The organism is Myxacorys chilensis (genome assembly GCF_059505265.1).
The window spans coordinates 1-13,443 of sequence record NZ_JCACKG010000177.1 but is presented as its reverse complement, the minus strand read 5'-3'; the positions used below and the strand labels follow the sequence as shown (position 1 = coordinate 13,443).

16 protein-coding genes are annotated in these 13,443 nt (G+C 48.2%); 8 read left to right on the top strand and 8 right to left on the bottom strand.

Translation table 11 applies throughout. The features are described from left to right. Positions 1–133: 133 nt before the first annotated feature. Entirely contained in the window at positions 134–1,003 is an 870-nt protein-coding gene (locus tag AC5JLB_RS14640; protein WP_495874563.1) for an SDR family oxidoreductase, read from the top strand. Positions 1,004–1,056: 53 nt separating this feature from the next. On the opposite strand, the gene AC5JLB_RS14635 is transcribed toward AC5JLB_RS14640, so the two are convergent. Then, positions 1,057–1,827, bottom strand: coding sequence for a TIGR00297 family protein (locus AC5JLB_RS14635; protein WP_495874562.1), 771 nt, complete (start codon positions 1,825–1,827; stop codon positions 1,057–1,059). A 67-nt stretch (positions 1,828–1,894) separates the two neighbouring features. Between AC5JLB_RS14635 and AC5JLB_RS14630 the strand changes: the two genes are divergently transcribed. After that, the gene (locus tag AC5JLB_RS14630; protein ID WP_495874561.1) at positions 1,895–2,350 is read left to right on the top strand and encodes a VOC family protein; all 456 of its coding nucleotides are present in this window, start codon (positions 1,895–1,897) and stop codon (positions 2,348–2,350) included. A 14-nt stretch (positions 2,351–2,364) separates the two neighbouring features. On the opposite strand, the gene AC5JLB_RS14625 is transcribed toward AC5JLB_RS14630, so the two are convergent. Both AC5JLB_RS14625 and AC5JLB_RS14620 read right to left on the bottom strand, forming a co-directional pair. Next, complete coding sequence (locus AC5JLB_RS14625) at positions 2,365–2,985, bottom strand: esterase/lipase family protein (RefSeq protein WP_495874560.1); 621 nt, start codon at positions 2,983–2,985, stop codon at positions 2,365–2,367. A gap of 225 nt (positions 2,986–3,210) precedes the next feature. Next, on the bottom strand, positions 3,211–3,414 hold the full coding sequence (locus AC5JLB_RS14620; protein ID WP_495874559.1) for a hypothetical protein: 204 nt from the start codon (positions 3,412–3,414) through the stop codon (positions 3,211–3,213). 151 nt (positions 3,415–3,565) lie between these two features. Between AC5JLB_RS14620 and AC5JLB_RS14615 the strand changes: the two genes are divergently transcribed. Both AC5JLB_RS14615 and AC5JLB_RS14610 read left to right on the top strand, forming a co-directional pair. Further along, positions 3,566–4,222: a chromophore lyase CpcT/CpeT gene (locus tag AC5JLB_RS14615; RefSeq protein ID WP_495874558.1), complete on the top strand. Its 657-nt coding sequence runs from the start codon at positions 3,566–3,568 to the stop codon at positions 4,220–4,222. Between the two features lie 103 nt (positions 4,223–4,325). Next, positions 4,326–4,829 carry a DUF2243 domain-containing protein gene (locus AC5JLB_RS14610; protein ID WP_495874557.1) on the top strand — a complete coding sequence of 168 codons (504 nt, stop codon included), beginning with the start codon at positions 4,326–4,328 and terminating at the stop codon, positions 4,827–4,829. A gap of 206 nt (positions 4,830–5,035) precedes the next feature. Here the strand turns inward: AC5JLB_RS14610 and gatC are convergent, their stop codons facing one another. Further along, complete coding sequence (gatC, locus tag AC5JLB_RS14605) at positions 5,036–5,326, bottom strand: Asp-tRNA(Asn)/Glu-tRNA(Gln) amidotransferase subunit GatC (RefSeq protein WP_495874556.1); 291 nt, start codon at positions 5,324–5,326, stop codon at positions 5,036–5,038. A 38-nt stretch (positions 5,327–5,364) separates the two neighbouring features. Next, complete coding sequence (locus AC5JLB_RS14600) at positions 5,365–5,886, bottom strand: photosystem I assembly protein Ycf3 (protein ID WP_495874555.1); 522 nt, start codon at positions 5,884–5,886, stop codon at positions 5,365–5,367. A gap of 171 nt (positions 5,887–6,057) precedes the next feature. On the opposite strand from AC5JLB_RS14600, the gene AC5JLB_RS14595 reads away from it, so the two are divergent. Beyond that, the gene (locus AC5JLB_RS14595) at positions 6,058–7,359 is read left to right on the top strand and encodes a hypothetical protein (protein WP_495874554.1); all 1,302 of its coding nucleotides are present in this window, start codon (positions 6,058–6,060) and stop codon (positions 7,357–7,359) included. 152 nt (positions 7,360–7,511) lie between these two features. On the opposite strand, the gene AC5JLB_RS14590 is transcribed toward AC5JLB_RS14595, so the two are convergent. Beyond that, positions 7,512–8,705 (bottom strand): SpoIID/LytB domain-containing protein, encoded by a 1,194-nt coding sequence (locus tag AC5JLB_RS14590; RefSeq protein ID WP_495874553.1) that lies wholly within the window; start codon positions 8,703–8,705, stop codon positions 7,512–7,514. A 352-nt stretch (positions 8,706–9,057) separates the two neighbouring features. Between AC5JLB_RS14590 and AC5JLB_RS14585 the strand changes: the two genes are divergently transcribed. Then, entirely contained in the window at positions 9,058–10,014 is a 957-nt protein-coding gene (locus AC5JLB_RS14585; protein WP_495874552.1) for a ribonuclease Z, read from the top strand. A gap of 3 nt (positions 10,015–10,017) precedes the next feature. On the opposite strand, the gene AC5JLB_RS14580 is transcribed toward AC5JLB_RS14585, so the two are convergent. Next, a complete protein-coding gene (locus tag AC5JLB_RS14580; protein ID WP_495874551.1) occupies positions 10,018–10,434 on the bottom strand; it encodes a hypothetical protein in 417 nt (138 codons plus the stop codon). Positions 10,435–10,789: 355 nt separating this feature from the next. Next, positions 10,790–11,401, bottom strand: a complete 612-nt coding sequence (cobU, locus tag AC5JLB_RS14575) for a bifunctional adenosylcobinamide kinase/adenosylcobinamide-phosphate guanylyltransferase (RefSeq protein WP_495874550.1) — start codon at positions 11,399–11,401, stop codon at positions 10,790–10,792. 152 nt (positions 11,402–11,553) lie between these two features. Between cobU and AC5JLB_RS14570 the strand changes: the two genes are divergently transcribed. Then, the gene (locus AC5JLB_RS14570; RefSeq protein WP_495874549.1) at positions 11,554–12,354 is read left to right on the top strand and encodes a hypothetical protein; all 801 of its coding nucleotides are present in this window, start codon (positions 11,554–11,556) and stop codon (positions 12,352–12,354) included. Between the two features lie 62 nt (positions 12,355–12,416). Continuing rightward, on the top strand, positions 12,417–13,379 hold the full coding sequence (locus AC5JLB_RS14565) for a glycosyltransferase family 2 protein (RefSeq protein ID WP_495874548.1): 963 nt from the start codon (positions 12,417–12,419) through the stop codon (positions 13,377–13,379). The last annotated feature ends 64 nt before the right edge of the window (positions 13,380–13,443 follow it).

Below are 13,443 nucleotides of genomic sequence, written 5' to 3'. Positions count from 1 at the left end.
GCGCGATGGACTTGCATAAGGAACCCCGAAAATTCAAACACCCAACGATCACACACCTGTAATCGTAGAATTCTAGAGAAATAGTTGGCTTAAATTGTTAGCGTTAGTTAACGATCAATTACAGCGAATTATTATGTTTCTCGTGACTGGAGCGACCGGACAATTAGGACGTAGCATCGTACGGCAACTGAGATTACAAGAGTCTCCTGTGCGTGCGTTGGTTCGATTAATGTCGGACTATTCTGAACTTGAAAACCGAGGGGCTGAAATTTTTATTGGAGAGCTAACGCGCTCGCGTGACATTGAAAGAGCCGTTCAAGGGGTTCAATATGTTATTAGTGCTCATGGGGGCGCAAGTGAGGATCTCAACTATCGCGCCAACATTGACTTAATCGATGCGGCAAAAGAACACGGCGTGCAGCATTTTGTGTTCATTTCCGTGTTAGGCGTCGATCGCGGTTATGAGGATGCGCTAACGTTTAAAGCGAAGTGGGAAGTTGAAAAGTATTTACAAGCGAGCGGACTCAACTACACGATTCTTCGCCCATCAGGATTTGCCTCAAACCTAATTTCGTTAGCCGAGCAATTTCAGCGTACCGGAATTTATTTGCTGATTGGCGATCCGCAGAGTCGTTCTTCCATTGTCAGCACCGATGATTTAGCCCGCATTGCGATCGCGTCTCCTACCACCGAAGCGGCTCGCAATCAAATTTTTGCAATTGGTGGCCCAGAGATCTTGCAGCGCCGAGCCGTTCCTCAGATTTTTGGGCGCATTTTTAATCGTGAACCCATTATCATCAACCCGCCTTTAGTTGTGTTCGATGGACTCCGAACCGCCATTGGAATGCTCAATTCAAACGGCAAAGAATCGCTGGGGACGCTACGGACATTGTTAGCTAACGAATTCTACATAACGCCCCAAGAAGTAGCGCGAATCGAATCTGTATATGGTTTCAAGATGGAACCGTTGGAACAGTTCCTACGCCGTTACGTCAGTCCGTGACCAGGTAGAGACGCGACATGTCGCGTCTCTACGAACCATACAAAATCAATCGATTAAACCCAAATCAATCCCAACGAAATCGCCACGATCGCACCAATTAGAGTATTCACAATATTGACGACATCGTGTGTCAAAAACGGGATTTTGTCTTCAATCGTGGCTCCAATCAAGCTTTCTACCGTCGTTGCCACAAACGCCGCGATCGCACAATACAAAATTCCGATTGGGGAAATCAATCCTACTGCCCAACCCACGACTGCGATCGCAATTGATCCGACGACTCCAGCTACTGTTCCTTCTAAACTGATCGCGCCTTCTGTTCCCCGTGGCACCGCCTTTAAAGTCGTGATTAAAAATGTGCGTTGTCCATAGGCTTTACCAATTTCTGTCCCGCACGTATCCGAGAGTTTCGTGCAAAAACTCGCCACAAATCCGAGCAGCAATAGCGGAATCCAATTGACGTGCTGCTGTTGCACGGTCAGATACAAAACGCCGATCGCACAGATGGCTCCAACCAAGGCTGAACCCCAGACGTTACCCGGCCCACGTGCGCCCGATCGCGCCTCTGCAATGCCGAGTTCTTCTTTCTGCGCTTTGCCAATGAAGGTCACGCTCGACCCTGCTAGAAAATAAAACATCACCAGCAGGTAGCCTTGCCAACCGAGGCAGACCCAGATCAAAACACCTAAAACCCAGGCATGGGCTAATCCAGCAGGCGTGAGAAGTTTTTTAGGCGCAACAGCCGCAACTCCTAGCAGAGAAGAATTGAGTACGATTGCAACTAGCCAGTCGATCTCAGTCGGAATTTGCATAAGCTCTGACATTGCTTTATCGGAAATTCGCCATAATTATTTTGACACTCTCTACCTTGCCGTTCATCTTTATTTTTCTATGTCGCCAACACTGTTTCATCTTTCCTTTCCGGTAAGCAATATTTCCCAGACGAAGAAATATTATGTCGATGGATTGGGCTGTGGCTTAGGGCGAGAAAACGAGCATTCTGTCATTCTGAATTTGTACGGTCATCAGTTAGTTGCTCATGTTACAGACGAGGTTTTGACGACTCAACGCGGGATTTATCCTCGTCACTTTGGTTTGGTCTTCACCGATGAGTCGGATTGGCAGCAGCTCCTAGAACGGGCACAGCAAAAGCAATTATCGTTCTATCAAAAGTCGAAGCAGCGGTTTGTTGGCACGCCCCTCGAACACCGGACATTTTTCTTGGTCGATCCGTTTTCTAATCTCATGGAGTACAAGTATTACGCTCACCGTTCGGCAATTTTTGGCGATCGCGAGTTTGCCCAAATTGGCGATCCTTCGGAGCTTGGCAGAGCCAATCGCTCTTAGAAATTACTTAGAAATTACCTTGTTGGCTCTTGAAGCGCAGATAGAATAGGTGCGTTTAGGCTCTGATAGATTGCATCAAAAGCTCTAGAATCAGTCACCATCCAAGCGTGAAGCGGCACTTGAACCTGAATATTTTGCCCAACGGGTAGCTGAGAACTCCGGGCAGGCAGAATGATGGTGTCTAACGGCGTCCAAATCGATGTGAAATTGATGGCCTCCAGCATGGCTGCGTCTTGATCGAGATCCTTGAGAAAGGCGCTTTGAGGACGCATCTGTAGACATCCTGGACGTGCAGAAAGGTAGGCAGCTAGCGTTCCATTATGAGGGGACGAAATGGTGACAAAGCGTTGCACCCGCTTGATGCCTCCCAAGCGCTGTACATAATACCGGCTCACTAGTCCGCCCATGCTGAAGCCAATCAGATCAAAAGGTTGGTTTGGCAAGACTCTATCGACGAAATCAGCAAGCTGATGAGCTAGAAAATCGAGGGTGCGATCGCCATTGGCAGGAATCAGATCCAGACTATAAACTGTCCAGCCTAATTTCTTCAATCGCGTGGTCATTAGGTTAAAGATGGCAGCCGTGTCGGTAATACCATGAACCAATACGACAGGATTTCGAGATTGAGTATTCATTGTCGATCAGATTCATTGTCCATCGAAAGGCTTCTTCATCTAGGGTAGTGCAGCGACCAATGAGTTCGATCTCAATTGTGGGACACCTGGCTAAATGGCTGCATAATGCGGCACTTGAGGCATTCCTCGATTTCGGCGTTATACCTTCTAAATGATCATCAGCTAATTATCAGCAGAGATGCCGACCTGTTTCTACTAGCAGCCCAAAACAGATCGACAGGCAATTTAGTCTTCTGGCAAGATCCATTGAGGCGGAGCCGAGGCTCGCTCTCGTGCTTTCTTGCGTACCGCTTCGTCTGCCATCTCTAGCAGCTTATCTAGAGGCGTGTCGCTGATGAACTGTGAGGTTTGCTCTTTGTACTCAAGATTGGGACATTGATCTCCTAGAACACATCCGTTTTTGCACATCTCGGCACAGTTAATCTCCATAGTCTCTTCTCCGTGATTTTAGGGCTGATCGGCATTTCCCTATCTTACCGACCATTTTGGATTGTTCTGATCCCTACTATGGAAGAAGAATTCGTCCTAGAGTAGAACAATTCACCAAGGCAATTAATCCTAGTTATGGGGTGAAGGAGCAATGAGATTCCCTCTATTTCTGGCAAGTTTTGGCGGTTTAGCGATCGCAAATGTGGGGTATGCAGTAGACGTACTTTCTCCCGAACAGCAGGTTCGAGAGGTGTCCAGTCGTTTGATTGGAGTGATGAGTACGGCGGAGCAGTCTGCCGCTAATCCCAAGATTGCAAATGTTCAAATGACAACCTGTGCCGTGTCAATGAAAGGGGTGTCAGATCCCAAATCTGTTTATCTCTACCAAGAACAAGCCATCAATGCAGCGCAAAATTCGGGCGCGGTGCAGCTTGGAAAACCTTATCGGCAGCGGTTTTTGCAACTTTCGTCCAATGCCGCAAATGGAAGCGTGCGATCGCTATCATTTCGTCCTGCTGAAACGGCTCAATGGATTGGTCTGTGTAATCGTCCCGAATCTGCGCGAGTCGTGCAACTTCAAGATGTGGGTAAACCAACCTGCGCGGTCTTTCTAAAGCAATCTGGAGACGCCTATATCGGGAGAACTCCGATCGATGGCTGTCCTTCTAATGTTCGAGGAGCCGTGCGTGTCACCAACTATATCGAACTCGAACGCGATCGCATGAATACCTACGATCGCGGTTATGACGCGAATGGCAAACAAGTATGGGGCGCAAAAGAGGGAGCGTATCAATTCAAGAAAACATGATCACAGCGCAACTTTTGAAGAGAATTGAACGAGTCAACGCCTTAAGGTAGACGGTGAATCACTTCAGCCCCAATACGCTGAAGTAGGTTTCCAGAATTAAACAATGAAGACAACATCTTTCACTTCAAACGCAACACAGACTCAGGATCTGCCAAAGCGATTAATTGCGGCTGGAATTCTTTTGGGACTCGGATTTGCAGGATTTTTTGATGGCATTGTGCTGCATCAAATTCTGCAATGGCATCATCTACTATCTAATGTTCGCCCAATGCTGAGTTTAGATGATGTGAAAGTTAATACTTTAGCAGATGGATTATTTCATCTGCTGTCTTATGTTTTTGTACTGAGTGGCGTTGTGACTTTATGGCAAACGCATCAGCAAACTGATATGCCTAAATCTGCTCAACCATTACTTGGAGCGATCTTAATGGGTGCTGGAGCGTTTAATGTTATCGAAGGTTTAATCGATCATCAGATTCTCGGCATTCATCATGTCCGTTCTGACAGTAATTACATTCTTTGGGATGTTGGTTTTCTTGCGATCGGAGCATTGCTTTTCTTAACGGGCATGGCATTGATTCAGCGTTGGAGAAATGCTCGCCCGTAGTATTTAACCTTAGATTTAACCTTCTCTCAACGTTTGGAAGATTTGTTCTCTGTGATCGCTGGTTTTTTGTCCAACGTCTGAACCGAATGAGCGATCGCAACGGCTCACAGCTAGATTGCTGCAAAACTGTGCTGTATAAAGCCGCGATCGTAAATCTGAGCGAGACAACCCAATACCTTGAGGAATTGCAAGTACTCAACTCTGACCTACTCGCCCGTCACAATCTTTGGCACTTTGAAGAATTCACCATCGCGATCGGGCGCATTCTCTAGCAACGCTTCGCGCTCTGCATAAGTTTGGTGATGGTCTGGGCGCACCACATTACTGACATCGATCGCTCGTGTTGTCGGCTCAACATCAGCAACATCGAGTTCGCTCAATTGCTCAAAATAATCAAGAATGTTGTTGAGTTGAGTCGTAAATTGCTCTTCCTCTTCAGATGTAAGTTGAAGACGGGCCAGATGGGCGACTTTTTGAACCTGTTCGCGATCAATCATAAAGGTATGGAGTTAGACGACTTTTTAGACACAAAACGCTAGAAATAAATATCCATTCCAGAGCGACCTGTGGTCTTGAGCCAGTTCTGAGCTTCGATATAGTTGTTGGGAGCAAGCACGATCGCGCGTTTCCAATACTCTGCCGCTTTGTCAAAGAATTCTTCGCTTTCCTTCGTTTGGCCTTCTTCTTCCGCTTTTTCGCCCAAGTAGTGATAAATCACAGCAATGTTATTGATCGCTTGTGGTAAGCGAGGATTTTCCTCGATCGCTTGATGGTAATAATCTAATGCTTCTTCATGCTCACCATTACTGGCATGAATTAGACCAACGTTGTAAAGGATATAGCTGCGATCGTTGGTGTCTTCTTCTAGCTTCAGCGCTTCATGGTAATTTTCTAACGCTTCTGCATATTCGCCATCTGCTTGAGCGGACATGCCATCACGGTAATAAGCAAAGGCGACTTTCTCTTTGCGGCTGGCAGGAAAGACCTTCAAAATTAGATCTGCCATCACCGTAAAGCTTTTATCAATGAAGTTATCGTTGCGTTGCGTTCTAGACATAGTTGGCTCTGTAACAAATTGAAAACAGCTTAATATGCGGCATTCAGACGCTTGACTTAGTGTAGCGTTCTCTGACGATACCGCGAAAGGGGTAATTTAACAGACTCCTAGTTTGAAAATCTATACTGGAAATCAGGCAACTCGAATCTAATGTTATGTGGAGGAATGCCAATGACCATGACTCCTGCCCCAGATCCAGCCATTCTTAGGGCTGTCGAGCGGCTTGATTATCGTGTAACCGCCGGAGATATCGCCGCTCAAGCCGGGCTAGATGTCAATTTGGCACAGCAAGGACTGTTAGCGTTAGCCTCCGAAGCGGGCGGACATCTGCAAGTGGCAGAATCGGGCGATGTTGTTTATCAGTTTCCTCAAAATTTTCGCGAGGTTCTTCGCAATAAATCCTTCCGCTTGCGCCTCAAAGAATGGTGGGAGAAAGTATGGCGCGTTTTATTTTACTTAATTCGGATTTCGTTTGGAATTGTATTAGTGTTGCTGATTGTGCTGGCGATCGCAGCCCTTGTGATTTTGGCGATCGCGGCATCGTCAGCCGGTCGAGACGACAATGACGGTGGCGGCATCGATTTTGGTGGCGGCGGCGGGGGCTTCTGGTTTTTCCCAGACTTTGGCTGGATCTTCTATCCCAACTACACCGACCATTACAGACGCAAAGAGTCCCAGTCTGGTAATTTGAATTTTCTAGAATCGATTTATTCGTTTCTGTTTGGGGATGGCAATCCCAACGCTGATTTAGAAGAGCGACGCTGGAGAACCATTGGAACAGTCATTCGCAACAGTCGAGGAGCCGTGATTGCTGAACAGATCTCGCCTTACTTAGATGATGTCGGTCAAGGGTTTGATCAAGAGTATGAGCAGTACATGTTGCCCGTTCTGACCCGGTTTGATGGACGCCCAGAGGTAAGTCCAGAGGGGCAGTTGGTCTATCACTTTCCCTCGCTGCAAACGACAGTTGTAGAGAAGACGAAATCACGAGCCATTCCTCCATTTTTGAGAGAAGCCCTCTGGCGATTTACTCAAGCCAGCAGCGGACAGAAGATCACGGCGATCGTTCTCGGTTGCGTCTTATTAGTATTAGCAGGCGTGCTGAATCTGTGGGTTGGCGGCGTTGCGATCGCAGGTGGCGCTCTCACATTTGTCAAAGCGATCGCGGTGATTTCGCTGGGCTACAGCGTTGCATTCTTAGGAATTCCGCTGACTCGTTACTCTTGGTTGCGATGGAGAAATCGCAAAATTCAAGCGAGAAATAACGAACGAGAACTGCGATCGCATCAACTCGCGCAAGCCGATCCGCTTCTAGAGCAGAAGCTTACTTTTGCTCAGCAATTTGCGGCTGAAACGGTGATTCGAGATGAAGACCTAATCTACAGCACCGAAACTGATTTGATTGAACAAGAGAGCGAGCAATCCGATCGAATTGATGCTGAATGGAGAGAAAGATTGGAGGGAAGAGGCTGATTGTTTGGCAAACTCACCCTCACCCTAGCCCTCTCCCGCAGGAGAAGGAACAAGATTAGAAGAGCATATCCTCTCTCCTGCAGGAGAGGTTGGGGATGAGGGCGATCCTCACTTCACATTGATTAGTTCACGTCGGATTACTTCACATCGGGTTACTTCACATCAATTGTAGAAAGCGCTGTGTTTTGGTAGTAATGGCCGAGAATCTGCCGATAATCCAAATTCTGACGTGCCATATTGTAGGCTCCCCATTGGCTCATGCCTAACCCATGACCAAACCCGCGACCATTGATCACAAAACCAGTCGAGGTTGACTTAGTATTGCCCTTGGAACTGGCAACCACTTGGGGCGAGATTTGAGTTAAGTAAGTGCTTTTGAGACCTAAGCGATCGCGGAAAGTATCTCCACTAACTCGGACTCGTCGGCCCCCATCACCCACAATTTCAACTTCTTTAATGCGCCCGCAGTTCGAGGTTTTCTTGGTCGGAGTGATGCTCTGGACATTCCCGACTCCAAAGCTGCCCAATTGACTGGCGCTAACTGGCTTAGACCACACATTAACTGGTGATCCTTCGTCAAACTGATCCTTAGTGCCGCGAAGATACGGTAACGCTTGAACCCAAATCTCCTCAGACCTGTCAGTACAGCCTCCTGCGGATGAATGAAACACGGCATTAATAATTCGGCTATTACTGATCAACACTTGTCCTGTTGTCGCCGCCACTGCTGCTTGAGTCCCGCCCGATTCAGTTTGCACCCCGCCATAAACTTGCCATCCAGTGGTATTGCCGAGATCGAATAGTTGACTTCTCGAACTTTCTCGCTCATACAAGGCATAGCTACGCGCCGCCACAGCCTGTGACTTGAGTGCCTCTTGAGGCCAACTGCCACTCATCTCGCTGCCCAACACACTGAAGAGATAATGCTCCAGATCGACGTAGTTGATTGCCGTTAGCCCCTTGCCTGTTGGAACGATCGCAACACTACCGCGATACCAGCGATCGCCAATCCAAACCACACCGTTGGGATCATCTGGCTCAATCCGAATCGCATTGCCTAGCCATCGATCGAGGGCCACCCCTCCATTTTTGGCCTGAGCCGCAAAGCCATTCATACCTTGAATTTTGCCAAGCGTCTGATTCGAGGCGTCTAACACTCGTGCATCAACAGAGCTTCCAACATTCACCTGAGCAACGTTTTGCTGAATCGCCACTCGCAAGATGACGGAGTTTGCAGCGCGGGCAGGCGTCGGTGCGATCGCGGCTAGCGAGATCAAAGCGGCTAACCAGATTTTGTGAGGGGTGATCAGGGTTGAAGAGAACCGGAGGAGCGAACGAAATTTCATCTTCTGAACAGTCCTTACAGGGTAATTAGAGAGAATGGTTGCCACCTGAATTAAGTTGCCACGAGACACCGAATTGCTAACATCGCTCAATATATGCGAATTTCTCAACAAAGCTACCATTAGTTCTGCTGTTATGCAGCATCCAGTCGCTGCCAAACGTCCGTATTCATCAGAACTTTATAGTTAGATTGAGCGATGATCTGAAGATCTACTACTGTTGTTTCGAGTCTCGCCTGCTTAACTCCGTAGAAATTGGGAGCCGCAGTTCTGACCGAATGCCTTGACCGCACTACCGAAGCGAAGGTTCCTGTGTCACCATAAAAGGAATGTGAAGTCACAGGGTTAATTTGAGTTGCAAATTACGTTTTTAGGCACAAGCTCTGGCGTTCCGACACGATCGCGCAATGTCTCCAGCGTGGCGTTGAGGCTCCCGCAGCGCTCCGAAATTTGGCTGTTTGATTGCGGCGAAGGTACTCAGCACCAGTTCCTGCGGAGTGATCTGCGCATGAGTCAGATTCGCCGCATTTTTGTGACCCACATGCACGGCGATCACATTTTTGGCTTGATGGGACTGTTAGCGAGTTGCGGTCTCGCCGGGAACGTTGAAGAAGTGGATATCTACGGTCCACCCGATTTGGATGAGTATCTCAAAGCCTCTAGACGCTACTCTCAAACCCGCTTCGCCTACCCAATCCGGGTTCACACGGTACAGCCTGGTGTCGTGTTTGAAGATGAAGAATTTACTGTGAAATGCTTGCCGCTCAAGCATCGCGTGCCTGCATTTGGCTATCGCATTGAGGAAAAGGATCGGGCGGGGCATTTTGACGTAGACAAAGCAAAAGCCCTCGGCATTCCGTCAGGCCCCGTTTATGGGCAATTGAAACGCGGCGATCGCGTCACTCTAACTGACGGACGCACGATCGATGGTAAGGATCTCTGTGGCCCGACCGAAATTGGGCGAAAGGTCGTCTACTGCACCGATACCGTCTATTGCGATGCGGCGGTTAAACTGGCAGAAGATGCTGATGTCGTGATTCACGAGGCAACCTTTGCTCACCAAGAAGCAGAAATGGCATTTCAACGGCTGCACTCGACCTCAACGATGGCTGCTCAAGTTGCTTTAGGAGCGCAAGCGAGGTCCTTGATTCTGACTCATTTTAGTCCTCGCTATGCACCAGGAAATCCAGTAGAACTTCATCATCTGCTTGACGAAGCGCGTGCCATTTTTCCAAACACCCAACTCGCAAAGGATTTCTGGACGTATGACGTTCCGAGACGGTTATCGCCAGGGCTGACCGTTAAGGGTTGACCCTTACGAACTAGACTTTAAGCGATCGCGGATCTTGAGCAACAGTGCCTGAGTGCTGACCGGATCTCTAGGCTGCGGCATTTCGGTATCAGGCCAACTTGGTAGATCAAAACATGGGCAGCTTTCGGGCGGCATTCCAACTGTTCGGATCGGCACTGGCATCGTGCACCGAGAACACGGATTAATTTCCCAGGCAGAACTCAAAAGCTCGCTGAAGGGTTGCTCTGTTCCTTCGATGTAGCAATCGCCCGATTCTGGCGAACGGACAAAATTCCAAATGTCCTCAACCTCTTGGCTGTAGCGATCGCCCACAATAATTGTTTTGGGCTGAATTGTCTCTTGCCCATTGCGAACCACTACTTTCTTCCCTAGCTGCAACCAGTAGGCAAGATACTGTTTAACTTGTTGCTCAGATGCCATAATTTGTTGAAGGTAAACAATTACAACCAAATCGATTGATTTTGTCTAAAAATCTATGGCGGTCTCAGAATAGCTATTCTCAACAGAATCACTATTTATGCCGCGCTCTTTCGCTTTCTGTAGAACTGCGTAAGCTGTAAATTACACTCATTTCTTCTATGGTATCGCGCTAGAACAGGTCGCATTCAGTAATAAAGATTAAAGAAGCGTGTATTAAAGCCGTTTTAATTTCTCCACTTAGCTTAATTTCTATAGCTGCAAGAAAGTAATTAATGATAGTTTTTCTACTTGAGAATTCACGGGCCTTTAGTCAGGGCTCTACACACTTTTCTCTAGCGTTTTTGACAATTCAAGATTAAGAAAGCTGCTGATCTAATGGACAACCAAGCTGACTTAGATTCAAAACATGTCCTCCAGTAACCAGGTAAACCGTATCCGAGATCGCACCTACGCAACGAGTCAGATGCCCCAAGCGATCGCGAAACGTTCTGCCAATTGGGTAGGCAGGTACAACCCCCCAACCCGTTTCTTCTGACACTAGAATCACATCGCTTTTCACGTTTCTTAAATTTTGCAAGAAATTCTTTAGGTTTTGTTGCCAAATTTCATCATCTTGCTCTACCACGTTGGCTAACCACGTGCCTAAAGAATCGATCAGCAGACAGTCATTTTCTGTTGCAGATAGAAATACGGATGCGAGTTCAATCTCAACCGACAGCGTTTTCCAGCTTGGCGGTCGGCGTTGGCGATGGAGTTCGAGGCGGGCTTGCCACTCGCGATCGCTCGGATTCTCCTGAGCCGTTGCCACATATATCACCGATTTTTGAGCGGCAGTTCCTCGTTCTTGCCTCAGGGCAAGCTGTTCGGCCCATTCGCTTTTGCCCGATTTGGTCGGCCCAGTCACCAAAATAATCTGATTGGCTTGGCTAGGATCGGCAGAATGGGAAGGATTTTGTTGCTCAAGCATTGTACAATCTGCACCAGAGGTTTTTTGAACTAAAATTAGCCGCTACAATAACCGCTACAGGTTGTGTCTTGCAATCCTACTCCAACGCAACATATAGTAGTCATCGAGTGGAACTCATCTAAAGCAGCCCCTTTGAGAGGAGACGAATGCCCATGAAACGAGATCTCAGACGAATTGAAGCTACTCTAAATCAGCTTAGCCAAAAATCAGCCGTAGCGACCGTTTCACGCACGCCTCAATCGAGCGATGCGTCCGCTCCTCTCTCCTTTGAAGTTCAAGCAAGATCTAAATCACCTGCCGCTAAGCTACCCGCTACTATACCTGCTGTAGCTGACGAAATGCCGCCACTTCAGGCTGAAGCGTTGCCTTTGGTGGAGCCAGATTCCTCTGTCGCTCCTATTCATCCCGCGCCCGAAGCCAAAGAGAGTTTGAATCTGCCGAAGTTCAAGATGCCGAGCTTCACAAGCCATCGTAACAGCGCCAATCCTGCCCTCGCCTCAAGTCTGTTAAAGGAGCTATTGACTATCACGGAAGGATGGCAAACTGACCTTGCCCAAGTGCTGCGCGACATTCAAGATTTGTATGCAGAAGGCCCGATCGTGGACGGTTGGTTAGAGTCTCGTGCCACTGGTTCAGAGTCTAACCCAGCAGTGCTGCGTCATGCTGAACCCGATCGCTTATTGAACTATGTCGAGGAAATTTGCGCGACGCCGCAGGCCAACACTGCTTCTCAAACGCCAAAACCTGGATACTTTCTCTGCGGGCTAAATGCTGATGGTCAAGTGTGGTCAACACCTTGTCCTCCAGAGCAAGTTCCAAGTGTTGGACTTGCGATCGCGCGCCATCACAAACTTCGCCAATTGCTCTCTCGCAAACAAGAGTTAGAACATCGCCTCAACCATCTGTCTGAAAGCCTGATTGTGATGCACGGCCACCTTAAGGAAGAGCAGTAATGGAAGTTCGTGGGTACTCTGTCCTGTAGACCACACTAACGGCCGTGTTTCCGGGATCAGCCATGCTCCAACCCATGCTTCAACCCATGCTTCAACCCAGGGTGTCAGCCATTATTTGCACCCATAACCGCGATCGCTATTTGGGACTTGCGATCGACAGTTTGCTTCAGCAAGATTTCCCTGAGTTTGAAATCATTGTGGTCGATAATGCTTCGACAGATCAGACACGTGAGGTGGTAGAAACTCGGCAGGGTGATGCTCGCGTGAAGTACGTTTACGAAGCCGTCACCGGATTATCTGTTGCGCGAAATACAGGGGCAAAAGCCGCTCAGAGCGAGATTTTAGCCTATTTGGATGATGATGCGATCGCTAGCCCGATGTGGCTAAGCAGCTTGTACGAGGCGTATAAAGCGAATGAGAAGTTAGCGATCGCGGGCGGTAAAGTCACGTTGCTGTGGACAGACGGAATCACCGCTCCAATTTGGCTTTCAGATGGACTTGCCGGAAACCTCGGAGCCTATGATTTGGGTGATTCGGTGGTTTACATCACTCAACCCGGACTCACACCCAGAGGCTTAAACTATTCGATTCGCAGAGCGTTTTTAGAGCAAATTGGTGGGTTTGACCCCAATCTAGGGCGGGTTGGCAAAAATTTGCTTTCTAACGAAGAATTACACATGACCAATCTAGCGCTACATTCGGGCTGGCAAGTAGCGTATCTACCAAATGCGCTAGTAGCGCATCATGTTGCGCCCGAACGAGTCAAGCAACGTTGGTTTTTCAGTCGGGGTTGGTGGCAGGGCATCAGCGAATGCTATCGAGAGCAACTTGCTGGAGAGGCGGGAGTCGGTCAGTTTCGTCGCGGTGGTGAACGGCTGATTCGAGGGTTGTATAAATCCTTGAAGTTTGTCACCAATCCATCTCAACGCTTTGAGAACCTGGTTTACAGCTATGGTCAAATTGGGTATTTGGTGAAAGCGTTTCAGGGCTTGGTCTCTTCTCGACATTCTGTGAAACGCTCATAAAGCCCTGAATATAGCGGTTCTCAATCGAGTGAGGTACAGTAACAGCAGTGAGCAAACCAGTGTT

Coding starts and splice junctions, on each gene's coding strand:
- AC5JLB_RS14640 (WP_495874563.1), top strand. CDS start 134: ATGTTTCTCGTGACTGGAGCGACCGGACAATTAGGACGTAGCATCGTA.
- AC5JLB_RS14635 (WP_495874562.1), bottom strand. CDS start 1,827: ATGTCAGAGCTTATGCAAATTCCGACTGAGATCGACTGGCTAGTTGCA.
- AC5JLB_RS14630 (WP_495874561.1), top strand. CDS start 1,895: ATGTCGCCAACACTGTTTCATCTTTCCTTTCCGGTAAGCAATATTTCC.
- AC5JLB_RS14625 (WP_495874560.1), bottom strand. CDS start 2,985: ATGAATACTCAATCTCGAAATCCTGTCGTATTGGTTCATGGTATTACC.
- AC5JLB_RS14620 (WP_495874559.1), bottom strand. CDS start 3,414: ATGGAGATTAACTGTGCCGAGATGTGCAAAAACGGATGTGTTCTAGGA.
- AC5JLB_RS14615 (WP_495874558.1), top strand. CDS start 3,566: ATGAGATTCCCTCTATTTCTGGCAAGTTTTGGCGGTTTAGCGATCGCA.
- AC5JLB_RS14610 (WP_495874557.1), top strand. CDS start 4,326: ATGAAGACAACATCTTTCACTTCAAACGCAACACAGACTCAGGATCTG.
- gatC (WP_495874556.1), bottom strand. CDS start 5,326: ATGATTGATCGCGAACAGGTTCAAAAAGTCGCCCATCTGGCCCGTCTT.
- AC5JLB_RS14600 (WP_495874555.1), bottom strand. CDS start 5,886: ATGTCTAGAACGCAACGCAACGATAACTTCATTGATAAAAGCTTTACG.
- AC5JLB_RS14595 (WP_495874554.1), top strand. CDS start 6,058: ATGACCATGACTCCTGCCCCAGATCCAGCCATTCTTAGGGCTGTCGAG.
- AC5JLB_RS14590 (WP_495874553.1), bottom strand. CDS start 8,705: ATGAAATTTCGTTCGCTCCTCCGGTTCTCTTCAACCCTGATCACCCCT.
- AC5JLB_RS14580 (WP_495874551.1), bottom strand. CDS start 10,434: ATGGCATCTGAGCAACAAGTTAAACAGTATCTTGCCTACTGGTTGCAG.
- cobU (WP_495874550.1), bottom strand. CDS start 11,401: ATGCTTGAGCAACAAAATCCTTCCCATTCTGCCGATCCTAGCCAAGCC.
- AC5JLB_RS14570 (WP_495874549.1), top strand. CDS start 11,554: ATGAAACGAGATCTCAGACGAATTGAAGCTACTCTAAATCAGCTTAGC.
- AC5JLB_RS14565 (WP_495874548.1), top strand. CDS start 12,417: ATGCTCCAACCCATGCTTCAACCCATGCTTCAACCCAGGGTGTCAGCC.